A 23,891-nucleotide genomic window follows, 5' to 3' on the forward strand; every position below is an offset into this window, starting at 1 on the left:
CAGTGACTCGATCTGTCTCCGTGGTCAAATTTTGCTAGTGCGCTATGTCTGGATTCATGTTATCTGAAATTTTATGGTTCAACCGTTTAGCAATTTCTTCATTTTCGCTAATGATAAAGATCGTATCGTGTCCCGCCAGCGTTCCAGACACTTCTGGCAAGTCCAAGTCGTCTAAAATCGCGGCTAATAAATTCCCGTTGCTGGGCAACGTTCGGACAATGTTAATAAATGAAACTCGCTTTAAGTCCACCACAACTTCATTAATCGTTTCACGCAGATGCTCTTCAACACTACGGTTCCCCGATTTAAAAATGGTGTACCTAAGGTGGCCATGACCATCCTGCGCTTTAACAATCTGCATTTCTCGAATATCCCGAGAAATTGTTGCTTGGGTTGCCTGAATGCCAACGTCCTGAAGCCGTTGCATCAATTCTTCTTGAGTCGAGATTGGATATTGATTAATGAGCTGTTCAATCCGGGACTGGCGAATGTTTTTCTTCATAAACAATAACCCCCTACGGAATCTGTTTACAGTGTAACAAAGAAAGCCCTTCAATTCTAGTTTTATCTGAATATTTATTGAAAATATCAATTCTTATTCGTTTTTAGATTCTTTGGTTTTCTAACACCAACCGCCCGAAATTGTTGCCAGACTCAACTTTAATCCGTACACAACCGTCGAACTGCTTCTGCGTAAATGGCCATGGCATCAAACATTTTATCAAGCGGCCAGTTCTCGTTGACTTGATGCATAAAATCTGGGGTTCCCGGCAACATTGCACCGTAGGCCACTGTATTAGTCATAGTCCGGGCGTATGTGGCACCTCCGCTGACTTCTGGTTGTGAGTCGTCACCCGTTTCATCCCGGTACACGGTCATCAGGGTTTCAACTAACGGACTATCCTTTGGGACGTACAACGGTGCCAGATAATCAAAATGTTCTTCCTGTAAGTCATAGGGAGCAACCGCTTCACGAAGCTGGGTCATGAGCTGGGCATGGTCTACCGTCACGGGAATCCGCATATCAATTTGCATCCGGGTTTCCTTCTCGTTGATGGTGAGGCTTGAAATATTAAACGTTAGGTGACCAGACTCTTGATCCTCAATGGTCCCTAAAACGTTTGTACCAGTGGCATCCTCTTTAAACAGTTTGCCGATAAAGTCTAACGGCCGGCCGCCAAAGACATCGTCAAGGGCGATAGCCAACCGTAGCAAAGCGTTCGTTCCCTTTGGGGCTTGCATGGCATGAACTGCCTTCCCCTTGACCATAATTCCGTCGTCAGTCGGTTGGTATTCAAAGTGATGGGCGTCAAGAGCTTCCTTGACCTCATCTAAGCGGGGACCATTATATGGGGCCTTATCGGGAACCGCATTAAAGGGGTTAGTGAGGTTAAGGTTTAAGTCATCGTATCCGGGCCCAACGAGGTAGGAATCCTGGAGGCCTTTCTCAGCGTAAATCAGCGGGAATTCAGCATCCGGTGCGAACCCCATGGTGACGGATTCTTCCTTTTCGTTGTACTTCGCAATCCCACGCCATAAGTTTTCTTCATCCGTTCCGAAGATAAACCGAATCCGTTTATTAAAGTGGTAGCCCCGGTTTTCTAACGCCTTGACCGCAAATAATGCTGCCATACTTGGTCCCTTATCATCCTGACTTCCCCGGCCATAAAGGTGGTTATCCCTTACAATGCCCTTAAATGGGTCGGCATCCCAATCCTTTGGGTCGCCAGCGGGTACGACGTCAACGTGCCCGATAATCCCAAAGAGTTCAGATCCACTGCCGGTTTCAGCATACCCATAGTATCCCTCAGGATCTTCGTACGTCTTAAAACCTAGTTCGGCCGCAATTGCAATGACCTCATCCAACGCATGGCGGACCCCCGCCCCAAATGGCGCATTGGGTTCTGCCGGGGCTAAATAGGACGCTTGACTAATTAACCGTTCTGCAGCTTCAACGGCTCCCTGTTGTTCAACTGCTGTTACAATTTCATCACTCATGATTATAGTCTCCTTCTACGTTAAATTAGGGTCGATACCGCTAAAAAGATACAAATAATAACAAACAAACCAATCATTAGTTTCAGCGTAAACTTCCACCAAACGTTAATGTTGACGTGGGCAATTGCTAACGCACCCATGACCACTCCGGAAGTTGGTGTAATAATATTTACCCACCCTGAGGCCGCCTGATAAGCCGTAATCACTAAGCTAGGGGCAACGTGAGCAAACTTACCAAGTGGGCCAATAATCCCCATCGTTGCGGCCGCTAATCCAGAGGTCGATGGGATTAAAAACGACATTGGAATGTAAAAAATATAGGTCAGGATAATAAAGGCAATGGATCCCATACTGGATAAGCCACTCTCACCCCAGTGAAGAACCGTCGCCGTGATGTTTCCGTCGTTCATGACCACCTGAATCCCCCGGGCAACGGCAACGATGATCGCAACACTAATAAAATCACTCATACCGTTCATAAAGGCTTCAATGTAGTCACTTTCACTCATCTTAAACGTGAACATGATTAGGACGGACATGAAGAAGAATAGCATTGTAATTTCATTAAAGTACCAAGTTCCTAACGGTACCATGTCCTTCCCTAGTAGCGCCCCCAGAAACGGTAAATTTGTGAGCCACTTATTAAGCTGAATAAAAACTGTCCAATGAGGATTGATACTATCCCACGGGACAAGACCCATAATCATAATGACGAACGTCAAGACGAATAACCATAGGACTGCCTTTTGCCGCCCCGTCATTTGTGTGTCCACCCCATCATCCTCGCTTAAAAAGCGGGATTCATCAGCCTGACGCTGATCATAAATGAGGGATTGCTTCGGATCCTTCTCAATCTTTGAAGCATAGTGATAAACGTACCAGATACTAAAGGCCACCGTCACAATTAATAGGACCAACCGTGACATTAAACCATCACCGGGTGAAATGTTTAGGGTTTGGGAAGCAACCCCCGTTGCGAACGGGTTTACCGTTGATGCTAAACAGCCAACCTGCGTCCCAATTAATGCAATCGAGACCGCTACCAACGAATCAAAACCGACTGCCATCATGACGGGAATCAGCAGCGGATAAAACGCAATGGTTTCTTCCCCCATCCCAAAGGTTGACCCACCGAGGGCAAATAGGGTCATTAGAATGGGAATTAGCCACTTTTCCTTCCCCTTGAACTTAACGACCACCGAGGAAATTCCGTCGTCTAGGGCCTTGGTTTTATTAACTACCCCCAGAAATCCCCCGATGACCAGAATGAATAGTGAAACGGAAATGGCACCGTCCGTTTTTGAGTTCCCAACCATTCCAATGACTGGAGCCATGAAGACGTCCCAAATCCCCTGTGGTTTAGCTGCCACCTGCCGGTAAGTATGGGCAATAATGTTACCGGCCTTATCGGTTTGGTACTGGCCCGCCGGAATAATCCACGTTAAAATGGCTACTGCGATAATAATAAAAAATAGAATTGTGTAGGCGGAAGGCATTTTAAATTTCCGTCGTTTTTTAGATACTTGTTCCATATCGTCACTTCCCTATCCTAAAATGTGTAACCGCTTATATTATAGTGCTTATTAATTGGCTTGACGAGTCACAAACTGGTGAACCGCCGGCCAAGTTAATAAAAAAGCGCCTAGCTAACCCACTGTTAACGGGATGAGCTAAACGCTTTAGGTTAATACCAATAATAACTACATCTCATCTGGGGCTTGAACACCCAAGATTCGTAATGATTCCTTCAGCATAATCGATACACTCTTCACTAGGGCAAGCCGAGCGGGACGTTCAGCGTCATCTGCCAAAATCTTAGAGTGGGCGTAGTACTTGTTGAAGGCCTTTGCCAGTCTTAACGAGAACTTCGCAATATCGGAAGGTTCAAATTCGTCGAGGGCTAACTCAACTACCCGTGGAAAATCAGCAAGTTCCTTAATGATGTCCCAAGCTTCCGGATCGGAAATTTGGTTGTCGTTGGCAGAGATTTCAACATCCCCCGCCTTCCGCAGGATACTTTCCGCCCGGGCGTGGGCATACTGAACGTAGGGCCCCGTTTCCCCTTCAAACTTGAGTTGGTCTTCCAGATTGAAGTCAATGTTATTCATCCGGTCGTTCTTCAAATCACCAAACACAATGGCCCCAACCCCAACCTGCTTAGCAACTTCTTCTTTATTAGGCAGGTCAGGGTTCTTTTCTGCAATTTGTTTCTTAGCCATTGCCACGGAATCATCCAAGACGTCGTTCAAGAGAATAATCCGGCCAGACCGGGTGGACAGTTTCTTTCCGTTGACGGTAATGAGCCCAAACGGAACGTGCACCAGCTTGTCGGCGGATGGAATGCCCATTTCTTCAAGAACGGCCTTCACCTGCTTAAAGTAATAACTCTGTTCGGAGCCCACTACGTACATGTTCATTGCGGGATGGTACGTCCGGTCCCGGTAAAGAGCGGTAGCAATATCACGCGTCATGTACAGCGTCGCCCCGTCACTCTTTAAAATCATTGCCGGGTTCATATCGTACTTTTCTAGGTCCACAACTTGGGCCCCCTGGGACTCCTGCAACAGGTTGTCGCTCTTTAGCAGATCAACGACTTCTTGCAGCTTGTCGTTATAAAAAGCTTCACCGTTGTAAGTATCGAATGTGACTCCCAGCTTATCGTAAACTCCCTCAAATTCCTTAAGTGATTCTTCACGGAACCAAGCCCAAAGATCATGGGCCTCTTGATCACCAGCCTCAAGCTTACGGAACCATTCCCGGGCTTCATCATCTAATTCGGGGTGCTCAACATCCTCTTTATGGAAGCGAACGTAGTACTCAACCAGCTTATTGATGGGATCCTTCTTGACGTCCTCTTCGCTTCCCCACTTCTTGTACCCAACAATGAGTTTTCCAAACTGGGTTCCCCAGTCGCCTAAGTGGTTATCCTTAATGGGGTGGTACCCATTTTTAGCTAAGATATTTGCTAATGAATTACCGATCACCGTTGAACGTAAGTGGCCCATTGACATGGGCTTGGCAATATTTGGTGAGGACATATCAATTGGAACGTTACCCCCGTCCCCACGATCATTTTGACCGTAGTCCGCACCTTCAGTTAGAACCGCTTCAAGCGTTTCAGCACTAAAAAGTGATTTATCAAAGAAGAAGTTAACGTAGGGCCCCATTGCCTCAACCTTTTCAAACCCAGTTTGGTCGATTTTTGCAACGATATCAGCCGCAATTTGTTGGGGTGCCTGATGTAATTGTTTGGCTAAGGTAAACGCCGGAAACGCTAAATCCCCCTGTGCGTCCGTCTTTGGTGTTTCTAACTTGGCTGAAATATCATCAGCACTTAGCTCACCATCTAGTGCCCCTGCTAAGGCATCTGTGACTTTAGTTGAATAATCCATCGATCTTCCTCCTTAATTTAGATCCATTTTTAGTCCGAGTAGACAAAAAAACTCTTACAAGTTAAATAACCTGTAAGAGACGAGCTAACCCGCGGTACCACTCTAATTGACTGATGTCCACTTTACTATTAAAGTTGCTAGTTCTAAAAAGTACGCCTTCACAATGGCACCGATCAGGCTTTCACCATCCCTGACTCGCTTAACGGTACTTCACTGTTACTACCCTTTTATCATTGAACAACGATTAATTGACCTACTGACATTCTTCCATCAGTAAGCGGGTGACGGGAATCGGACCCGCGACGCAAGCTTGGGAAGCTTGAATTTTACCACTAAACTACACCCGCACAACACAAAAAAGTATAGCACAGAAAATTTATTCTGTCATCATCTTTTTAAAAATAAACCTTCATCTTTTTTGTGAGTCCGGTTTTACTTGGTTGATTTCTTAGAATCCGTTGGGTTGGCTTTTAACGTCTGCGGATCGACATGGGTAATCGTAACTTCACCCGCACGGTGCTCTTGCTCGACCCGCTTATTTCGCTCTTCATTGTTCCTCTTTGAGTCGGCTAAGTCATGCGTCCCCGTGGTTGCTGCGGCCTTTGTCACCTTAATTTCTGTCTTCCGGCTAACCGCCCGGTGATTTAAATCATCGACAACAACGGCATCTTCGGGGTCAAATGAATCAATTACGATTAAGACCGAATTTTCATAGACCTTCTCAACGACGCCCTTAAAGTTGTGTGCAAAGGAACCAAACTTCTTCGCGGTCACATAGTCCCCCACGTTAACGTTAATTTCTACCTTTTCTGCATCTTTATCTTTTTTGTTTGCCATAATTGCACTTCCTTTGCCGAGATTCCGACCCTTATTCTACTCTTTATTCCGCCACTTGTCGCTTATCTTGTAATTTCTTACAAACGTTGTCTTTTTCTAAAACTTAACGGTTGAGTGGGTTCAGCCGATTTAAGCGTGTTACACTTAGCCTAAAACGTTGTTAATGAAGGAATGACCTGAATGTGGTTATTAATTAATTTATGTGCCTGGCCACTGCTGGCACTTTTTGTCTTACTAGGACTTCACGCCCGCGAAGAAAAGCATACCCAGCAATGGTTAATTACCGTAAGGGTAATTGATTTCATCCTGCTCGTTAGCTGTATTATTCTGACTCACCGAACCTTCGGCCACCATCCTGTTCTCGTTTCAGCAAACTTGCTGGCAACCATTACCACCCTGCTGCTCATTGAGATGAGTTTTAACAAAAAGGAAACCTGGCGCTTTCATCTACTTACCTATAATTTACTTGCCATCATTGGGGTGTGTAGCTTTGGCATCAGCTCCTACCTCTTCACTATCTTTAATTAAGGAAATCCAAGTAACGAAAAACAGCGTTCCAAACCGAATCCGATCAACTTTTGATCGGATTCGGTTTGGAACGCTGTTTTGTTGTGGTGACTGAATCTTAGACGTGGTAGAACGTCATTCGTTTGTGCGAATAGTTGAGAACTCCGTCGTCTTGCAATTTAGCAATCACCGAACTGGCGGTTTCCCTGGTGGTGGCACTAATTTCAGCTAGTTCATTAATGTTAACCGGATAGGCCACAAACAAATGTCCCTCCTCGTTAACCTGACCTAGTTTCTGTCCGAGCAATCGAATGGAGTATTGCACCCGATCCGAAGCGGACGACGTAATCATATGCTGTAAATGATCCTCATCCTCGCTAATGATGGTTCCCATCTCAATTAACACGGCCTTCATCATTGCGGGATTTTTTGAAATCAGTTCTTCAATCTGACCCATAGCAAAGCTTGCTACCACAATCGTAGTCATGGCTCTAACCGAGTAGGCATAGTCGTCATCCATAAAGAAGCCCCGGTAGGGAAAGGCATGGTCCTGAGCAACGTACTCGTAAAAACTGGCTTCCCCTGTCATATCAAACCGTTCCACCCGGACAATCCCATCCAACAGGTAATAAAATCGATCCCGGCGATCCCCCTGATCGAATAAAATTTGCCCCTTCGGATAACTGCGAACCTTAACCCGGGCTAATAATTGGTCAAATTCATTTGAAGGTAACTGAGCAAATTCACTCTCAGTTCGCATCTTTTCTATATAGGTCGAATAATCCCTCTGATCAATCATCTTCATCAGCTCCTACAAAAATAAAGGGAGAACAAAATTGTTCTCCCTTTATCATAACCATCAGATTGTGATTTGACCAGTAGCTAATTGCCAAATTGCGACAATGGCAAGAAGAAGAATCGCAAGGGCGACCCATCTTTCAACGGGGCCAAATACTTTAGCGGCGTGATTATCCTTCTTTTGCAGGTACCAGTATACTGGAATTCCTGCGGCAAATAATAGCATCATAAGCAAGAGGAAACTTGAACCGGTGGCGTATAACAACCAAACGGCGTAAACGCTGGAAATTATCCCAATAATGAGGTTGCGTGTCCGGCCTGGAACACTGGAATCTTCGCCTAACGTATACTTAAATTGATAGAAAGCGGAGAAAGCGTATGGGACTAAGATTGCAGCACTGGCAATTGAGTAGAAGAAATTGTAAGCCGAAGCTGTAATCAAGTATGAGAACATAAAGATTTCAACACAGATATTTGTGAATGTTAGTGAGTTAACGGGTGCGCCGTTTTTGTTTTCCTTAGCAAACCACTTTGGGAAGGTTCCCTGTTTAGCGGCCTCGTATGGCAGCTGGCCCGCAAACATGGTCCAAGAAAGCCAAGCCCCAACGACGGAAATAATTAATCCGGCATTAACGAGAACGGCTCCCCATTCCCCAACAACACTCTTTAAGAGGGCAGCCATTGCTGGCTGACTGAGGTGAGCCAAACCATAACGCCGCATAACCCCAAATGAGAGCAGTGTGACTAACATATAAATCAGGATCACGGTAATAATTCCTAAAACGGTGGCCTTACCAACGTCAGACCGTTTTTTAGCTCGACCGGAGAAGACAACAGCCCCTTCGATCCCAATAAATACCCAAACGGTAACTAACATCGTTCCACGTACTTGATTCATGACGTCAGCAAACTGGAAGTGACCCGATGGGGTGAACCAGAAACCTTGAGTAAAGATTCCCAACTTGAATGAAATCACCATAATGACCAAAAAGACGAAAATCGGAATTAACTTAGCAACGGTAATAATCGTATTAACAAAGGATGCCGATTCAATTCCACGAAGAATCATGAAGTGGCAAGCCCATAAAATAACGGAGGCGGCAAGAATGGACCAAATATTTTGTCCGTCCCCAAAGACTGGCAAGAAGTAAGCGACGGCACTCATCAGTAACGTGGCATATCCCACGTTACCTAACCAAGCTGAGGCCCAGTAACCCCACGCGGAGTTAAAGCCCATATACTTACCAAATCCCGCTTCTGCGTAACTATAAACCCCGGCGTCCAAATCTGGCCGTTTCATCGTCAGGTTTTGGAACGTAAAGGCTAAACAAATCATCCCGACGGCGGTAATTGCCCAACCAATCATGATGGCGCCAGCCCCCGCTGGAACCGCCATATCATGCATTAAGTTAAAGACCCCGCCCCCGATGATAGAACCGACAACTAACGCTACCAGTTCCCATAGGCCTAATTTACCTTTTGCTTCATCCATAGTGAGACCCTCCTAACATTGACATTACTTAGTAATGATTGTTCCAGATCCGTTCGACAGGAAGTTGCCGACGTTTTCGAGTGAGGTGACAACTGCTTGTCCATGATCACTATTTTCAACAAACTCAATTGCTGCTTGAACCTTCGGCAACATGGATCCCTTGGCAAATTGGCCTTCATCCATATACTTCTTCAGTTCTGCAATGGTAACGTGCTCTAATTTCTTTTGGTCCGGCTTGTTAAAGTTAACGTAAATGTTATCCACCGCCGTTAAGATAATCAGGGAGTCGGCCCCAACCAATTCAGCCAGTTTTTCGGAAGCAAAGTCCTTATCAATAACGGCTTCGCGGCCAACTAACCGGTTTCCATCCTTCACGACCGGGACACCGCCCCCACCTACTGAGATAGGAATGATCCCATCATTTACCATGTGGTTAACCACCCGGTATTCCTTAACGGAGATTGGTTTTGGTGATGGAACAACCCGCCGGTAACCGCGGCCAGCATCCTCAACGAACGTAAAGTCTGGGTGTTCAGCCTTTTGGGCGTCAGCATCTTCCTTAGAATAGAACGGACCAATGGGTTTTGTTGGGTCGGCAAAGGCAGGATCGTCTTTGCTGACCTCAACTTGGGTCACAATCGTAGCAACATCTTTATCCAGATCGTTTTCAGCCAGGACCTCATCCATCGCATTTTGCATCCAGTAACCGATGCTGCCCTGAGTCATCGCAACATCCGTATCTAACGGCATTGGTGGATTCTTCGGGGTTGATCCGTTAGCCATTTGCAGCAGTAAGTTGCCGACTTGTGGCCCATTCCCGTGGGAGATAACCAGGTTATCACCGTTCTTGACAAATTGAACCAGGTACTTAGCAGTTTTTCGTAACGCTTCTTGTTGTGCTTCAGCTGATGCATCATCCGTTAAGATGGCGTTTCCTCCGAGCGCAACGACAATTTTTTTATCCATTAAATTCATTCCTTTCTCAAACAAAAACAGGTGTATAGGCTCCGCTATACACCTGTCGATTAAGACGTTGTCACTCACGGATTACATTTTTGGAATGTAAAGGTCCCCAAGGGTAACGGCCATCATGGCTTTAATAGAATGCATCCGGTTTTCGGCTTCAACAAATTGACGTGCATACTTCGAGTTAAAGACTTCGTCAGTAACTTCCATTTCTTTAATGCCGTACTTTTCAAATACTTCTTCGCCGTAAGTGGTGTCCGTGTTGTGGAAAGCTGGTAAACAGTGCATGAAGATTAATTCATCATCTGGGGTACCGGTCTTCTTCATCATATCCATGTTAACTTGGTATGGCGTTAATTCCTTAACGCGTTCTTCCCAGTTATCTTCACCCATGGATACCCAGACGTCAGTGTAAATAACGTTGGCGCCTTTGACACCTTCATCAATATCAGCAGTGACGTTTAAGTGAGCGCCAGTTTCGTCAGCAAACTTCTGAGCGATATCAACAACGTCCTTACCAGGGTGAAGACTGTCAGGTGCTAAGATTGTAACGTTAACGCCTAGCATTGCTCCGGCAACCAAGAGGCTGTTAGCCATGTTATTCCGGCCGTCACCAACGAAGGTCAAGTTTAAGCCCTTCAAGTAGCCGAAGTTTTCCTTCATGGTCATGAAGTCGGCAATCATTTGGGTTGGGTGCCATTCGTTAGTTAACCCGTTCCATACGGGTACCCCGGCATACTTAGCTAATTCTTCAACGTCCTTGTGGGCAAATCCACGGTATTCAATCCCATCGAACATGCTGCCAAGAACCTTAGCGGTATCTTCAATCGTTTCCTTCTTACCTAATTGGATATCATTGGCCCCTAAGAATTCTGGGTGGGCGCCTAAGTCAATGGAAGCGACCGTAAAGGCGGAACGAGTCCGAGTCGAACTCTTAGCAAAGAGTAACGCAATACTCTTGCCTTCCAAGTAGTGGTGAGGAATTCCCATCTTCTTCATGCTCTTAAGGTGAAGGGCAAAGTCAACAACGTAGCTAACCTGTGCTGGAGTGAAATCCTTGCAAGCTAAGAAGCTACGACCTTGCAATTCTGAGACGTTAAATTTGTTAATATCAATCATAATTCACTAACTCCCTTTTCTGTAATTTAGTCTTTTAGAGGTCTTCACGAACTAATGGCATACTCATGCAACGTGGGCCCCCACGTCCCCGTGATAGTTCACTAGAGAGGGTATCAATCACCTTTAAACCATGCTTCCGTAAGAGTTCATTTGAAACATAGTTCCGGTTATAAGTGACAACGACCCCTGGGGCGATGGCTAACGTATTAGAGCCATCATTCCATTGTTCACGGCCGGCAACGATTGGATCACCATCACCAGTTGGAATCAGATCAAGTTCGTCTAAGTTGAGCGCCTTCTTAAGAACTTCTTCCAGATTTTGGTCGTGTTCGATGGAGAAGCCATCTTCATTATTAGCTGGGTGAAGCGTCCAAGTATCAATCTTGCCACCCTCACCTAAAATTCCTGGGTGAACCGTAAATTGATCCCGGTTAATCATGGTGAACACAGTATCTAAATGCATCATGGCGTGGTTATGAGGGATCCGAATGGCAATAATGGTGTCGTAACCGCTGTCATTTGCTGGATCAAACAGGCTCCGGGCAACGTCTTGAATGGCATCTGCTGATGTCCGTTGGGATACCCCAATTGCTAAGACGTGGTCGGAAAGAACTAATTCATCCCCACCTTCAATCCGAGTCTTGTGGTCCCGGCCGCGCCATACGTGTAAGCCCTTATTAGCAAACCGTGGGTGATACTTAATGATGGTTTCCATAAAGAGTGATTCACGCCGACGGGCTTCAAAAGTCATATGGTTAATGGTTAAGCCATCACCGATTGAAGCTGCGGGATCACGAGTAAAGTAAAGGTTTGGCATTGGATCCATAAAGAATGGGTAGTCCTTATCTTCAGCTGCACTCACCAGGTCACTTGGAACAAAGTCAATTTCATTCTTACGGATCCCTGACATAATCTTATCTACCATCTCAGGAGTTGACATGCTCATCAAGTATTCTTTTAGGGCATCGTGAGTGGTACCTGCCGCATATCCGGATTCAGTTAACATTTCTTCCAGAAAGGCATCCTTTACGTTACCAGCATCAATGGCTTCTGCTGATAATTTTTCAAGGTAGAGAACTTCTGTTCCGTTATCCCGTAAAATATCCGCAAAGGCATCGTGTTCCTTTTGAGCTTGGGGTAAGAATGGAATATCATCGAATAGAAGCCGTGGCATCATTTCAGGTGTGAAGTTTTCAATTTCCTCGCCCGGACGCTTTAGCATAACGGTCTTCAACTTACCGATTTCGGAACCTACATGAATTGGAGCTGTCATAATAATTACCTCCTAAGTAATTTTGATTACGGACAAAGTATATAATTGAAAGCGTTTTCTATATGCTGCTCATTTCTCACTGAAAATGCGAATCATTTCGCATTGTATAAAAAATCACTTATAAAAATGTGAATTATGACACATTTATCGAATAGTATGGCTATTACCGGTGAATATCTGTGTAATATTACAAATATGTTACAACAAATATTCGTTTTTGTCGGGCATTTGCGGTTTTTATGCAAAGAAAACGATTTCAATAAATTAGCTGCCCATTATAGCACGTTTGTTAACTAGTGATATTCAAAAATTTGCCATTAAAAAAGTCGAATATACGTCCAAGATTTAAGAACTTCCATAAAAGTTCTTAAATTGGGCATATATTCGACATTAATTAACTTCATTAATCAGTAACATCTGAATGAGAACGTTGAGTTTTAGTTGCCAATTCAATTGACCGATCCACTAAAATTGATTGGCCATCCGCAATTGGCAAATCTGTCACTGGTTCCCGTTCCTGGGCCAAGGATAATTCGGTACAGCCTAAAATCACCACGTCACAGTTTTGTTCGTTAATCATTTCAGCCACAATTTGATGAAAGAGAACGGGGTCAACCATGTTTTGTTCCTTGATGTCATCGTAGATCAACGTCATTGTCTCCGCCTCAATCTTTTCAGTGGGTAAGACTGGCGTTAGGCCAACCCGGTTGATTTCATCCTCGTAAATTCGATCTGCAATTGTCCCACGGGTCCCCGTTATCCCAATTCGTTTAGCATCCGGATAACGAGCCTGGATATCCTTAACCGTTTCCCTTGGCATATGCAAAATTGGAATTTCGGTTGCCGCCTGCAACTCTTCGTAGAAGTAATGGGCTGTATTACATGGTAAGGCAAAAAAATCCGGCCCGAATTGGCTTTGCTGCTTAATGTCACTGAGTAACGCAGGAAATGGGCTTGGCTGACTGTGATCCAAGATGTACGATGTTCGGTCTGGAACCGTCGCATGGTTCACCAAAATGTAGTTAAAGTAATCCTGGTCTTTGTGCGCTGGTGTTCGCAGGTTTAGCTGATGAACATAGCTTTCAGTTGCCATGGTGCCCATTCCACCGATAATGGTAAAAAAGTGTTCCATTTATAATTACTCCTTGTTAATGGCAAAATACTTATCAAAGTTAACCGTATAGTTATGATTAATCCAGGTCTGTAAAGCTAGCCGGCGAAGGTTCATATCGGGGTGATAATTAAAGGTCGTTCCATACTGTCCGGCCTCGATTAGGGCTAGGGCCCGTTCTTTGTCTTCGTTTTCTCTGGCATACTTCTTAAAGACCTTTACTGGCACCCCTAGCCATAGCTTTTCGTGCGACCGATCTTTATTCGCATAAATCGTTGGCTGATCCCTTAACGTCCCCGTTACGTAATCCTGCACGACCATATCCGCCAAGTTATAACCATTTAGTGTCACGAAGAAGCTGGAACGACCCTGCCGCAGATTAATCTCAAACAACTTAAAACTTCCGTCACGTGAATCATACTTCATATCAAAGTTACAATACCCCGTAAACTCAATCTTTTCCAAGAACGTTTTAATTTGCTGGTAGAGGGCTGCATTATACTCGGGTAAAATTGCGACGTAATTACCGATCGCTGATGGGGCTGGATCCTCTAACAGCGGATGTCCCATACACATTAATTTGACATGGTGATACTGATCCGTATAAACGTTCAGGGTCCTCATATTGCTATCATCCCCAGGAATGAAATCCTGTAAAATCAATTCTGAGGTGTACCCATTATCATAAATCTTATGAACAATATCGTTTAATTCAGCTTCGGACTGAATCCGAAAGGCCTTCTTACGGCCCTCAAAGTGGACGTCTAACCATTCAACACTGTTTGCTGGTTTTAACGCTACCGGGTACCCAAAGGGGTTGCTAAACTGATCAGTCTCTGCGTCAGCCTGTGTGATAATTTCAGTCTTAGGGTATGGAAGCCCATATTTATCGCACATCTTATAGAAGTTTTCCTTCTGATTAAGCTGCCGCAGTAAATCATAATCAATATAGGGACAGATAAACACATCGTCCAGTTCCGCTTTATGCTTTGAAATCAACTCGGCATACCCGTCCCCACAGCCGATTAAAATAACGGGTTCCGGGTGATGGGCGTACTCCTCTTTAATGGTCATCATTGAATCAATCCAAACGGGATCTTCAGAAAAACCATCAATCACTTTTAGATCCACGATCTTTGAAAACCGCGTTGGAGCTAGCTCGGTCTGAGCGTAAGCCCTCACTGGCTTCTGATATAAATCGTAAAACCCCCGTGCCATTCCATAAACGTTAAAGTCACTCCCCAGGAGTACCGGGGTAAATGCTGGTACATTTTCCATTATTAATTAAAGCCCCTTCACAACTTCTTTAGCAATGATGACATCCGTCGGGTATGGGGTATCGACCCCTTTAACCTTCTGGTAGGGATCCTCTCCTTTACCTGCTAAGACGACGATGTCATCACCCGTGCTCATTTCAATCGCCTTTTTAATGGCGGTTGGTCGATCTAATTCGAAAATAACGTCCACTTTCCCATGGTCGATATGATCATCAATTTGTTTAGCAATGGCCATTGGATCTTCATAACCCGGGTCATCCGTTGTTAAAACGGCAACATCGGCTTCCTCGCTAATGGCTTGGCCAAAACCAGCTCGTCGTGATTCACCCTTATTACCGGGCGACCCCACAACAATAATAACGCGGCCAGCATGAGTTTGACCCTTAAGAAATTCTAGTAGTGCATGGACGCTAGCGTAATTATGCGCGTAATCAATATAGATGGTTCCATGATTATCGGACACGACCGTTTCCATCCGACCGGGTACTCGAACCGCCTCTAGCTTATCATAAGCACTCTCATGGTCAACCCCATCAAGGGCACTTGCAATTAATGCCGCTACCGCATTCCCCTCATTATAGTTCCCAGCAATGCCAACTTCATAGTGACCACTAATTTGATCTAGCTTAGCCGCCTTATTAGTGGCCGCTCTTAAGTCAAACTCACTTTTGTGTAACGTTTCCGAGTCGTTGTTGTACCAAAAATCAACGGGAACGTCGAGGGCAATCTCCGCTCCCTTTCGGGCAAAGAGATACACATTTTCAGGTTGACTCGAAGTTTTGGCTGCGTAGTAAACGTCCGCTAGATGATCCGTTTCAGCGTTAATAATGCAACAGGTTGAGTTTACGAGGACCTGCTCCTTACAGAGCAAGTAGTCTTCAAACGTTGGGTGTTCATTTGGGCCAATGTGATCTGGCGTAATATTCAGAAAAATTCCCACATCGTAGGTTAACCCATAAACCCGGTTACGTTTATACGCCTGAGAGGAAACTTCCATCACTAAGTGGGTCATTCCACTATCCACTGCTTCTCGCATATCGTGAAAAAGATCCAGTGATTCCGGAGTCGTTAAATCCGATTTAAATTGTTGTTCAGGAGCAGGACCCAGGATCCGATCCACCGTCGAAAACAGGGCCGTTTTATCATCCGTCGTTTCCGCAAAGATGCCGTGGGTGAAGTAAGCCGTGGTTGTTTTCCCCTTAGTTCCCGTCACGGCAACGATAAATAAGTCATTCTGGGGGTACCCGTAAAATGCGGCTCCAATTAACGCCATTGCCTTTTGGATATCCGTTACAATAATGGCTGTTAATTCTGAGCCTTCTTCGTATTCTCGTTCGGAGACGTATCCGGTTGCCCCCGCAGCTTTAGCACTCGCTAGGTATTCAGGCCGAAAATTACCCTTACAGAAGAACAGCGTTTCGTTAGATACCCGTCTTGAATCAAACGTGACGGCCCTAAATTTTTCAGAACCGTTATCAATAACTTGCGCTAATAACCGGTGTTCAGCCAAAACCGTTTTGATCTCATCTATCCCAATTATCATCGAGTCATCTCCCCTTCACTTGGTGTGGGAGGCGCCGTTAGCTTCCCCACTATTTTTTTCTCATAAAACGACAACAAGGTTGTTACGGATTCATCCACTAACAACCTTGTGTTAATCATGACTTCACGTCATTGACTTTTTACTATTTAATTAATCAATTGCGGTCCGATGAACGTACTGGCGCATATCAACGTTCGTATCTTCTGGGAAGTAAACCGCATACCAGATAATAAACGTGTAAACCGTAAAGATTTTTTGCATACTTGATTGGCCGTTTACGTGGGCGTCAAAAATCTTCATCAATTCATCTGGGTTGAAGAACTTCTGGGCAATATCAGAATGGAATGCATTAATAATCCGAGTCTTATATGGTTCTTCAGTCATTCCCTGAGCAACGGGTGACGGAAAGCCAAGTTTTTCCTTCTTGGCAACCCGCTCTGGTAATTCAGCTTCAGCGGCTGCCCGTAAGGAAATTTTGGTCTCCTCCTGGTTAATCCGCGTCTTAACGGGCATGGTTGCCGCAAATTTAGCAACTTCTTTGTCCACTAATGGCGTCCGAACTTCCAGTGAGTTTGCCATACTCATCCGGTCCGCCTTATGCAAAATATCGTAAGGTAACCAGGTATTGATATCGAAGTACTGCATCTGGGTCATTTCATCCAGATTTGAAACATCGTCAAAGATATGCTTCGTATAAGCTCCCGTATCAACGTTTAACTTAGGGTTCTTTAAAATCTTGTTCCGGTCTTCATAATCGTAAACGTAGTTAACCCGGTAATAACGTTCCGAAAGTGGTTGGGCTCCCCGAACAAGGAAGCGCCGGCCGTGGAACCGAGGGAACTTCTCGGCGGTTTTTCCGAGTGCCTTACGAATTGGCTTAGGTACCCACTTTTGGTAGCGTTCAAATGGGTAGGCTTCGAGGTAGGTGTTGTAACCACCAAAGAATTCATCGGCCCCTTCACCGGAGAGCGCAACCTTAACGTCCTTCCGGGTCCCCTTGGACAAGTAGTACAACTGCATGGCCGATGGGTTGGAGAGTGGTTCATCCATGTAATACATGACCGTTGGCAGGATATCAAAGTAGTCAGCGGATGACATGTACAATGGTGTGTTCTTCTGGTGAATTTCTTCCGCAAACTGCGTGGACCAGCTCAATTCTGAAAACTTTGAGTTCTTAAACCCAAGTGAGAAGGATTGGATTGGTTTTAGTTTAGCGGCTTCGTTTAGGACGTAACTCGAATCAATTCCGCTGGATAAGAAACTACCGACCTCAACGTCAGCAATCATATGAGCCTTAACGGATTCGTCAACAATTTTCCGAATCTTCTTAGCATCTTCCTCAACCGTCTGACTGTTATCAATATGATCATAGCTAAACTTGAAGTAGTGGTGAGTTTCGGTCTGGCCACCCTTAATATCGTGCAGGAAGTACTGACCAGGCAAAACTTTGTAGACGTTTTTGAACATCGTATCCCGGGATGGAATAAATTCAAAGCTTAAGTGAACTGGCAGTAATGCTTCATTAAATTCTTTTTTAAAATTGGGGTGATCTAAGAAGGCCTTAATTTCTGACGCCCAAAGGAAGGTCTGACCGTCATCATAGTAATACAGCGGCTTAATTCCAAAGTGATCTCGGGCACCAAATACCTGTTGGTTTTCCTTATCGTAGATAATGAAGGCAAACATTCCCCGCAGTTTATCTAGTAACTTAGGACCCCATGCATCATATCCGTGTAACAAGACTTCTGAGTCGACGTCCGTACGGAACTGGTAACCTAAGTCTTCTAATTCTTTCCGAATATCCTGATAGTTATAAATTTCACCATTAAAGGTTAGGACCTTTGTCTTGGCGTCGTTTTCCATCGGTTGTCTACCATGCGCAAGATCGATAATTGATAAACGACGGAAGCCTAAAGTGACACTTTCATCGCTAAAGTAGGCCTCATCATCTGGCCCACGGTGCTTAATCCGATCGGCCATAGTGTTGATGGTGTCAGTTGAGACATCTTTTTGGTTAACAAAACCAACAAATCCACACATGTTAAATTCCCCTTTTTAATTTACATTGATTAACAACTCTATCGTTCAACGTTATGCAAAACTATCAAACCTAATTCTACAAACATAACATAAACATCTTAGCAAATTTTTAGCCGTAATACCAGTCACAGTAGGCGCCAGATCAAGTTTTTTGAAATTTTCATTTTTCTTTACCTTTTCACCTAGCTTGAGAATTTATCCGGGAACAGCCAAATCATTTTCAGTGCCCCAGAGTATCCGCTTACAGCAAATTGCGGTATAATCAATTCAATTAATACTCAAGGGGGTTTTACAATGGATGAACTCATTTTCTTCAACCCAGGTGATTCAATCGGCAACTTTCACGATTACAATGACGCTGTCCAAACAGCTCAGATCTATCGGGAGAAAAATCAGGATGACGGCCACGTACTTGTGGTTCAAAAAACTGAGGCAAACCCCACTTCGTTTGATATTTTTTTAGCGGATGATCAGATAACCCATAAGAATGAGCAGCTGCCAACCGGCCAAGATAACGAAGCCTCATATAAAATTTCAAAACGTTTCTAGTTAAGATGCCGTCCTACTCAAGTTGAGGACGGTATTTTTATTTCCCTAAAATAGACTTGTGTCCTTTTAAAAGAAAATTGTATAATATGTAAGCCTTTTTAAACGTTTTACCCCGTCCAAACCCTGACGACAAAAAAGCTGGTATCGGGAAATTAACTTTGTTTCGCTGTAGGGGCAGAACAATATTGGAGGAATTTTTGTGGCCAAGAAGACCATAAAAGGCGACGACGGAAAAACTTACGTGGTCCAAGAAAAGCGTCCATGGTATAAAAATTGGGCTTTTTGGATGGGCTTAACCATCCTCTTACTTATAGTTGGGATTGGCTTTTCTCAATCTGGGAAAGTCCGTAGTGACACCCAGTCAAAGTCCAGCGTGACTCAAACGACTGCCGTGCCAAAGCTGCACCTAGATAAGCACACGGTCAACGATACTGAATCGTTAACCGGCACCACGGTTCCCCAAGCAACCGTTAAATTTGTTTCAGATTCCGAAGCAACTGAGAAGGTCAAAGCTGACCTTGACGGTAACTTTAGTGAAGCCAATCTACAACCTGACACAACATATACCGTAATGGCAACCAAAGATGGTCAAACCAGTCATCGTGAGACCGTTACGGTAACGAGTGCCACGGATGAATCTGACAGTTCAGAGTCATCATCAGAAACATCAAGCGAGGATGATGACGCCACAGAAGAAGATAGTTCCGAAAGCTCATCGTCCTCTGATGCTAATGACGTTGACTCTGAGAGCGACGCTGACAGTATTGAGGACGATGCCGAAAAAGATAGTCTCGACACCGAGAAATCAGATGAAAGTGCGGATGAATCAGGTACAAATTCTGAACCGTCACCGAACCAGAATACTGCAGCACTCCACGCAGCTCAGGACTATGCTGACATGGATATGTCCGAACAAGCCGTCCGTGATCAACTCACCTCATCTTACGGAGAAGACTTCTCAGAATCAGCAGCCGATTACGCTATGTCGCACTTAACCGGGGTTGACTGGAACCAAAACGCACTTAATTCCGCTAAGTCCTACCAGGAAGATCAAGATATGTCCGTTAACGAGATTCGGGATCAACTCACCTCATCCTACGGGGAAAACTTCACTGACGCCCAAGCTGACTACGCCATTAGCCATTTAGACGATTAAGTTAATCTACACAATTCCGTTAACTAGTGTTGCAATTTTTTTAAAATGTATTTGCAAGTTGCCCAAATTCGTGTATAATTGTTCCTGTTGCAATGCAATGATGCCCCGATGGCGGAATTGGCAGACGCGCAGCGTTCAGGTCGCTGTTTGGGCAACCAAGTACAGGTTCGAATCCTGCTCGGGGCATATTAGTTTGGAATAGAAAGTTTTTAAAAAATAGGAACCTTGCTAAATCAACGTTTAGCGAGGTTCCTATTTTTGAGTTTGGGTAAGATTAGGTGAGTTTTTCAAAAGTGTTTGCACACTTTTTGCACACCGTTAAAACTTCTGATGATTAAATCTTGCTTAAATTAATAACTAATTGAGGATTTTGACTCATTAAACTACCTAGTGCTGACGTTTTTTCAGTTCATCGGATAGTGCCTTAATATAGTCAATATTGTGCGCCTCATGGACGGCTTCAATGAGGTAGGCGTCTAGACCATCCGAATGAATAAAGACTTGCCACTGAATGTAAGCTGATACGGTTTCGGAGTCACACCGTACCGAGAAGACCATCCATTCTAGACCCTTTAATTTTCGAGTTGTCAAACGACTAAGATCCATTGTCATTCACCTCCCTTCTCGGGCATTGACTATTTTGAAGCACCAGTATGGACTCCCAAAACTAAAAAAAGACCCCCACCCGACTGAATCGAATGAAAGCCTTCTAATTAATTTTACTAGCGCAATCGGTTGTTTTTTTAGAATAAATTGCGTACAATTTAGCTGATTAAAACTTATGATTGGAGAGATTAAAATGACGCAGTTAAATCAAATCACCTTGGATTCACAACTTTGCTTTGCCTTGTATACCGCAAATAAAAAGTATAACCATTTCTATCAGGAAGCCTTGGCCCCCTTTAATCTCACGTACTCCCAATACATTGCGTTGCTCTCGCTTTATGAACAGGCTCCGATGACGGTAAAGGAACTGGGCAACCATCTGAACCTTGATAGTGGGACATTAACGCCCCTCCTTAAGCGACTAGAAAAACAGGGTTGGGTAACCCGAACTAGAAGTACGGAAGACGAACGGCAAATGATCATTGATCTGACAAAAATGGCTCAGCAAAATCAAGCTGACCTCTATAATCGGGTAACCTCCTGTCAGAAATTACTGGGGTTAACGACCGATCAATACCAAGCCTTAGTAGTTGCAGTCGATAAAATCAGTGACCAACTTGATTTAGTAGATGCCGATCACTTAATTGCAACGGTTCCAGATTAACCTTAAAAAGGAGTGGACAGCAATGATGACCCTTCAAATAACCGAATTTGCTCAGGAGAAAATTCTCGCACGAATGGGAATGGATCGGTCAAACCAATTGATCTTGGATTTAGACGATGGCGTTGGCCCCTACTCGGAGTTTGCAACCTGTTCTTTGGAGACAAACTATCAACTTCTGATAACAGAGCATGTCGATTCAACCATTTATAATCAGGTTCTTCAATCTCCGTTAGGTCCCGTGTCCGTCAAGGGGTACGCGCATAGTTTCTTCTCTGAGGACCCTAAAATTAGTGTCTCTTCCGACTATAACCTTCAGCTAAGCGACCGATCTGGACTTTTGGACTCTAACGTTAGTCTCATTTACCATCCCCAACCATCGCCTGTTCACATCGAAAAGACAGGCGGCTGTTAGCCAACTTTAAAGTAGGGTGATGACCATCATGAGCATGGCAATAAAGTTGTTAAAGGCATGCATATAAATGGTACTCGTAATGGTTTCCGTTCGACGGTAAACGTAAGCAAAAATCCCGCCCATAACGGCATATAGTAAGAAGCTGGCAATGGTTGTACTACTATGAGCAAGTGAAAACAGAATTCCACTCGTGATGATCGGCGTCCAAAACTGCGAAGAGCCAAATAAGCCATCCATCAGGAACCCCCGGAAGATCAATTCCTCCACCACCGGTGAGAAAACAACCGAACTAACGGCCATGGCACCGAGGATAAAATGATTAGAACTCATTAGCTTTAAAATGGCTTCGTTATTTGCCGTTTGGGTCTGACCAAACACCAGGACGTTAATGAAGTTTAAGAGAAACTCCGTTAGGTAAAAAACAACGAGGGCCTTCCCCATTAGCTTCCAAGTCGCCGGGGATAACCGAGACGTTTTTTCTGGGTGAACCCAGTGATACACTTTTTCGGCTAACCAGACGAGGGCGGCAAATAGCCCAAAGTATAGGCCAACCCATAATAAACTTTGGGTCGGATCCGGTTGAAGCTTACGAATTAAAGCCAACGGTAGCTGAACCAGTTCGATTAAAATAATCATACCCAATAAAACGAACAGCCGACCGACAAACTGTTTCGTTGAGGGTCGTTTTGAATGAAATGTTTGCATGGTTAACCTCCATAATTCACTAATAAAATTTAAAAATCATGATGACAATTGCGAACGGTTGCGTTACCATATGGTTGCGGGTATTACATTTATGTCATACCCCATCAACAGATAAATTTCATTTTACTCCCCCAAAGTAAATGAAATTTTCGTAACACAACCCCCAATTGTGTTACAACCTTACTCTTTGGCCATTACGTTTACCGTGATGGCTTTTTTAGTCTCATTTTTGGTGCCGATTACCCACCAACAGTAAAAACAAGAACGTGGCCGCAATCGTGGCCGCTACCCACCCCACAACCCAAATAATAATTTCTACAATAAAACTAAAGTGAATGGCACTCGTTAACCAAAATAGTCCAATAATAATAAGTGCCGGAACAACCGCGATAATTAAGTACGATAACGCCCTCATGACATTCCTCCTTGTAAGCATTCCACGTGGGTTTTAAATTTAGCAGCAGTATAATACGGGGTAAAGCAACAGAAAGGATGTCCTCATCATGAATCAAGAAGCTGTCTTACCCTTCCAACAACTTTATCAAGCAACAACTGAAAGTCTTCTAATGGCGCCCCTATCCGATAAGGAGGCTGGTGATATTTTAACGCAGTTGGATCATCTTCCGGACCAAGATGACTCCCTTGCAAAAATTTACCGCATTTTAATTATGGACGAATTAGACTTTCGGCGGCGCCAATTTGTTTTTGTGGGGAATATCAACCATGACGGAACCTTCTTAGATTATCCCCTTGATATGGCACATTGGACTAAACTGTCGCCGACTGATCAACAAGGCTATTTAGACACGGGTATGATGTTTGACGCCCATCCCGTATCGCTTTCTGAAGCCCAACGGTTAATTGAATAAACCAATAGCGAAGGAGCTGGACCAGTCTTGGTCCAGCTCCCCTTTTATTTTTGTTGGTCTTTGAGTAAATCGCGAATTTGTTCTAGGTAAACTTCTTCGTTGGTTGGTGCCGGTTCTGCGTCCGGATCCTTCTTCATAAATCGGTTCAGACTCTTCGTTAAGAGAAAAACCACAAACGCAATAATTATAAAATTAATGCAAGCATCTAAAAATGAACCGTACTTAAAGTGTGCACTACCCACCGTGAACTGAAGCCCGGATAGGTCAATTTTCCCAATGAACAACCCAATTAACGGATTAATCAGATTGGTGGTTAGGGATTTAACAATTGAGGTAAACGCAGCCCCAATGATAACCCCAACGGCTAGATCAATCACGTTCCCACGTGCAATAAATTCTTTGAACTCTTTTAGCATTCGATACCCTCCTGTAGACATAAAGCTTACCTCTATTTTAAGCAATGGCAGATACGATTTGCAAGTTGAATTCATAAACCCCCGCTTTTTTAAGACGTTATTCATAAAAGCAGGCACCGTGCCCATTTTACAGCTCCCTCGCTGGTGAACGACCATTGTAC

The 23,891-nt window shown here is 44.3% G+C and carries 24 protein-coding genes and 2 tRNA genes; 7 read left to right on the top strand and 19 right to left on the bottom strand.

Going from position 1 to position 23,891, the window contains the following annotated elements:
- Positions 1-34: 34 nt before the first annotated feature.
- From argR to DCM90_RS10065, 6 genes are all read right to left on the bottom strand, one after another.
- The gene (argR, locus tag DCM90_RS02455) at positions 35-502 is read right to left on the bottom strand and encodes an arginine repressor (RefSeq protein WP_109249769.1); all 468 of its coding nucleotides are present in this window, start codon (positions 500-502) and stop codon (positions 35-37) included.
- A gap of 158 nt (positions 503-660) precedes the next feature.
- Positions 661-1,998, bottom strand: a complete 1,338-nt coding sequence (locus tag DCM90_RS02460; protein WP_109249770.1) for a M20 family metallopeptidase — start codon at positions 1,996-1,998, stop codon at positions 661-663.
- 20 nt (positions 1,999-2,018) lie between these two features.
- Complete coding sequence (locus DCM90_RS02465) at positions 2,019-3,530, bottom strand: YfcC family protein (RefSeq protein ID WP_109249771.1); 1,512 nt, start codon at positions 3,528-3,530, stop codon at positions 2,019-2,021.
- Between the two features lie 168 nt (positions 3,531-3,698).
- Positions 3,699-5,390, bottom strand: a complete 1,692-nt coding sequence (argS, locus tag DCM90_RS02470; protein WP_109249772.1) for an arginine--tRNA ligase — start codon at positions 5,388-5,390, stop codon at positions 3,699-3,701.
- A gap of 276 nt (positions 5,391-5,666) precedes the next feature.
- Positions 5,667-5,737, bottom strand: a tRNA-Gly gene (locus tag DCM90_RS02475).
- Positions 5,738-5,822: 85 nt separating this feature from the next.
- Positions 5,823-6,227 (bottom strand): hypothetical protein, encoded by a 405-nt coding sequence (locus DCM90_RS10065; protein ID WP_225365942.1) that lies wholly within the window; start codon positions 6,225-6,227, stop codon positions 5,823-5,825.
- A 180-nt stretch (positions 6,228-6,407) separates the two neighbouring features.
- Between DCM90_RS10065 and DCM90_RS02485 the strand changes: the two genes are divergently transcribed.
- Positions 6,408-6,755 carry a DUF1516 family protein gene (locus tag DCM90_RS02485; RefSeq protein WP_109249773.1) on the top strand — a complete coding sequence of 116 codons (348 nt, stop codon included), beginning with the start codon at positions 6,408-6,410 and terminating at the stop codon, positions 6,753-6,755.
- 97 nt (positions 6,756-6,852) lie between these two features.
- Here DCM90_RS02485 and DCM90_RS02490 read toward each other — a convergent pair whose 3' ends face one another.
- The 9 genes from DCM90_RS02490 to asnB form a co-directional block, all read right to left on the bottom strand.
- The gene (locus DCM90_RS02490; protein WP_165815182.1) at positions 6,853-7,533 is read right to left on the bottom strand and encodes a Crp/Fnr family transcriptional regulator; all 681 of its coding nucleotides are present in this window, start codon (positions 7,531-7,533) and stop codon (positions 6,853-6,855) included.
- Between the two features lie 60 nt (positions 7,534-7,593).
- Positions 7,594-9,024, bottom strand: coding sequence for an arginine-ornithine antiporter (gene arcD, locus DCM90_RS02495; RefSeq protein ID WP_109249775.1), 1,431 nt, complete (start codon positions 9,022-9,024; stop codon positions 7,594-7,596).
- Between the two features lie 24 nt (positions 9,025-9,048).
- Positions 9,049-9,990 (bottom strand): carbamate kinase, encoded by a 942-nt coding sequence (gene arcC / locus DCM90_RS02500; RefSeq protein ID WP_109249776.1) that lies wholly within the window; start codon positions 9,988-9,990, stop codon positions 9,049-9,051.
- A gap of 81 nt (positions 9,991-10,071) precedes the next feature.
- Positions 10,072-11,109: an ornithine carbamoyltransferase gene (gene argF / locus DCM90_RS02505; protein WP_109249777.1), complete on the bottom strand. Its 1,038-nt coding sequence runs from the start codon at positions 11,107-11,109 to the stop codon at positions 10,072-10,074.
- Between the two features lie 34 nt (positions 11,110-11,143).
- The gene (gene arcA / locus DCM90_RS02510; RefSeq protein ID WP_109249778.1) at positions 11,144-12,382 is read right to left on the bottom strand and encodes an arginine deiminase; all 1,239 of its coding nucleotides are present in this window, start codon (positions 12,380-12,382) and stop codon (positions 11,144-11,146) included.
- Positions 12,383-12,785: 403 nt separating this feature from the next.
- On the bottom strand, positions 12,786-13,514 hold the full coding sequence (locus tag DCM90_RS02515; protein ID WP_109249779.1) for an aspartate/glutamate racemase family protein: 729 nt from the start codon (positions 13,512-13,514) through the stop codon (positions 12,786-12,788).
- Positions 13,515-13,520: 6 nt separating this feature from the next.
- Positions 13,521-14,771, bottom strand: coding sequence for a carboxylate--amine ligase (locus tag DCM90_RS02520; protein ID WP_109249780.1), 1,251 nt, complete (start codon positions 14,769-14,771; stop codon positions 13,521-13,523).
- A gap of 6 nt (positions 14,772-14,777) precedes the next feature.
- Positions 14,778-16,313: a UDP-N-acetylmuramoyl-L-alanyl-D-glutamate--2,6-diaminopimelate ligase gene (locus DCM90_RS02525; RefSeq protein WP_109249781.1), complete on the bottom strand. Its 1,536-nt coding sequence runs from the start codon at positions 16,311-16,313 to the stop codon at positions 14,778-14,780.
- A 150-nt stretch (positions 16,314-16,463) separates the two neighbouring features.
- Entirely contained in the window at positions 16,464-18,353 is a 1,890-nt protein-coding gene (gene asnB / locus DCM90_RS02530) for an asparagine synthase (glutamine-hydrolyzing) (protein WP_109249782.1), read from the bottom strand.
- 294 nt (positions 18,354-18,647) lie between these two features.
- Here asnB and DCM90_RS02535 point away from each other — a divergent pair, with 294 nt between their 5' ends.
- The 3 genes from DCM90_RS02535 (at position 18,648) to DCM90_RS02545 (ending at position 20,244) form a co-directional block, all read left to right on the top strand.
- Positions 18,648-18,902, top strand: coding sequence for a hypothetical protein (locus DCM90_RS02535; protein WP_109249783.1), 255 nt, complete (start codon positions 18,648-18,650; stop codon positions 18,900-18,902).
- Positions 18,903-19,101: 199 nt separating this feature from the next.
- The gene (locus DCM90_RS10070) at positions 19,102-20,058 is read left to right on the top strand and encodes an Ltp family lipoprotein (protein WP_109249784.1); all 957 of its coding nucleotides are present in this window, start codon (positions 19,102-19,104) and stop codon (positions 20,056-20,058) included.
- A gap of 102 nt (positions 20,059-20,160) precedes the next feature.
- Positions 20,161-20,244, top strand: a tRNA-Leu gene (locus DCM90_RS02545).
- A gap of 201 nt (positions 20,245-20,445) precedes the next feature.
- Here DCM90_RS02545 and DCM90_RS02550 read toward each other — a convergent pair.
- Positions 20,446-20,664 (bottom strand): hypothetical protein, encoded by a 219-nt coding sequence (locus DCM90_RS02550; RefSeq protein WP_109249785.1) that lies wholly within the window; start codon positions 20,662-20,664, stop codon positions 20,446-20,448.
- Positions 20,665-20,857: 193 nt separating this feature from the next.
- Here DCM90_RS02550 and DCM90_RS02555 point away from each other — a divergent pair, with 193 nt between their 5' ends.
- Both DCM90_RS02555 and DCM90_RS02560 read left to right on the top strand, forming a co-directional pair.
- Positions 20,858-21,328 carry a MarR family winged helix-turn-helix transcriptional regulator gene (locus DCM90_RS02555; protein ID WP_109249786.1) on the top strand — a complete coding sequence of 157 codons (471 nt, stop codon included), beginning with the start codon at positions 20,858-20,860 and terminating at the stop codon, positions 21,326-21,328.
- Positions 21,329-21,350: 22 nt separating this feature from the next.
- Positions 21,351-21,740 (top strand): iron-sulfur cluster biosynthesis family protein, encoded by a 390-nt coding sequence (locus DCM90_RS02560; protein WP_109249787.1) that lies wholly within the window; start codon positions 21,351-21,353, stop codon positions 21,738-21,740.
- 6 nt (positions 21,741-21,746) lie between these two features.
- On the opposite strand, the gene DCM90_RS02565 is transcribed toward DCM90_RS02560, so the two are convergent.
- Positions 21,747-22,445 (bottom strand): CPBP family intramembrane glutamic endopeptidase, encoded by a 699-nt coding sequence (locus DCM90_RS02565; RefSeq protein ID WP_109249788.1) that lies wholly within the window; start codon positions 22,443-22,445, stop codon positions 21,747-21,749.
- A gap of 223 nt (positions 22,446-22,668) precedes the next feature.
- Complete coding sequence (locus DCM90_RS02570; RefSeq protein WP_109249789.1) at positions 22,669-22,860, bottom strand: hypothetical protein; 192 nt, start codon at positions 22,858-22,860, stop codon at positions 22,669-22,671.
- An 88-nt stretch (positions 22,861-22,948) separates the two neighbouring features.
- Here DCM90_RS02570 and DCM90_RS02575 point away from each other — a divergent pair, with 88 nt between their 5' ends.
- Entirely contained in the window at positions 22,949-23,314 is a 366-nt protein-coding gene (locus DCM90_RS02575) for a hypothetical protein (protein ID WP_109249790.1), read from the top strand.
- A 44-nt stretch (positions 23,315-23,358) separates the two neighbouring features.
- Here DCM90_RS02575 and mscL read toward each other — a convergent pair whose 3' ends face one another.
- On the bottom strand, positions 23,359-23,730 hold the full coding sequence (mscL, locus tag DCM90_RS02580) for a large-conductance mechanosensitive channel protein MscL (RefSeq protein WP_109249791.1): 372 nt from the start codon (positions 23,728-23,730) through the stop codon (positions 23,359-23,361).
- Positions 23,731-23,891: the final 161 nt, after the last annotated feature.

It is taken from the genome of Levilactobacillus bambusae, from assembly GCF_003124125.1.
Lineage (GTDB): Bacteria > Bacillota > Bacilli > Lactobacillales > Lactobacillaceae > Levilactobacillus > Levilactobacillus bambusae.

Coding starts and splice junctions, on each gene's coding strand:
- arcA (WP_109249778.1), bottom strand. CDS start 12,382: ATGACAGCTCCAATTCATGTAGGTTCCGAAATCGGTAAGTTGAAGACC.
- DCM90_RS02535 (WP_109249783.1), top strand. CDS start 18,648: ATGGATGAACTCATTTTCTTCAACCCAGGTGATTCAATCGGCAACTTT.
- DCM90_RS02575 (WP_109249790.1), top strand. CDS start 22,949: ATGAATCAAGAAGCTGTCTTACCCTTCCAACAACTTTATCAAGCAACA.
- DCM90_RS02565 (WP_109249788.1), bottom strand. CDS start 22,445: ATGCAAACATTTCATTCAAAACGACCCTCAACGAAACAGTTTGTCGGT.
- DCM90_RS02460 (WP_109249770.1), bottom strand. CDS start 1,998: ATGAGTGATGAAATTGTAACAGCAGTTGAACAACAGGGAGCCGTTGAA.
- DCM90_RS02520 (WP_109249780.1), bottom strand. CDS start 14,771: ATGGAAAATGTACCAGCATTTACCCCGGTACTCCTGGGGAGTGACTTT.
- DCM90_RS02550 (WP_109249785.1), bottom strand. CDS start 20,664: ATGGATCTTAGTCGTTTGACAACTCGAAAATTAAAGGGTCTAGAATGG.
- DCM90_RS02515 (WP_109249779.1), bottom strand. CDS start 13,514: ATGGAACACTTTTTTACCATTATCGGTGGAATGGGCACCATGGCAACT.
- arcD (WP_109249775.1), bottom strand. CDS start 9,024: ATGGATGAAGCAAAAGGTAAATTAGGCCTATGGGAACTGGTAGCGTTA.
- DCM90_RS02485 (WP_109249773.1), top strand. CDS start 6,408: ATGTGGTTATTAATTAATTTATGTGCCTGGCCACTGCTGGCACTTTTT.
- asnB (WP_109249782.1), bottom strand. CDS start 18,353: ATGTGTGGATTTGTTGGTTTTGTTAACCAAAAAGATGTCTCAACTGAC.
- argS (WP_109249772.1), bottom strand. CDS start 5,390: ATGGATTATTCAACTAAAGTCACAGATGCCTTAGCAGGGGCACTAGAT.
- DCM90_RS02490 (WP_165815182.1), bottom strand. CDS start 7,533: ATGATTGATCAGAGGGATTATTCGACCTATATAGAAAAGATGCGAACT.
- argR (WP_109249769.1), bottom strand. CDS start 502: ATGAAGAAAAACATTCGCCAGTCCCGGATTGAACAGCTCATTAATCAA.
- DCM90_RS02555 (WP_109249786.1), top strand. CDS start 20,858: ATGACGCAGTTAAATCAAATCACCTTGGATTCACAACTTTGCTTTGCC.
- DCM90_RS02525 (WP_109249781.1), bottom strand. CDS start 16,313: ATGATAATTGGGATAGATGAGATCAAAACGGTTTTGGCTGAACACCGG.
- argF (WP_109249777.1), bottom strand. CDS start 11,109: ATGATTGATATTAACAAATTTAACGTCTCAGAATTGCAAGGTCGTAGC.
- DCM90_RS02465 (WP_109249771.1), bottom strand. CDS start 3,530: ATGGAACAAGTATCTAAAAAACGACGGAAATTTAAAATGCCTTCCGCC.
- DCM90_RS02570 (WP_109249789.1), bottom strand. CDS start 22,860: ATGAGGGCGTTATCGTACTTAATTATCGCGGTTGTTCCGGCACTTATT.
- DCM90_RS02560 (WP_109249787.1), top strand. CDS start 21,351: ATGATGACCCTTCAAATAACCGAATTTGCTCAGGAGAAAATTCTCGCA.
- arcC (WP_109249776.1), bottom strand. CDS start 9,990: ATGGATAAAAAAATTGTCGTTGCGCTCGGAGGAAACGCCATCTTAACG.
- DCM90_RS10065 (WP_225365942.1), bottom strand. CDS start 6,227: ATGGCAAACAAAAAAGATAAAGATGCAGAAAAGGTAGAAATTAACGTT.
- mscL (WP_109249791.1), bottom strand. CDS start 23,730: ATGCTAAAAGAGTTCAAAGAATTTATTGCACGTGGGAACGTGATTGAT.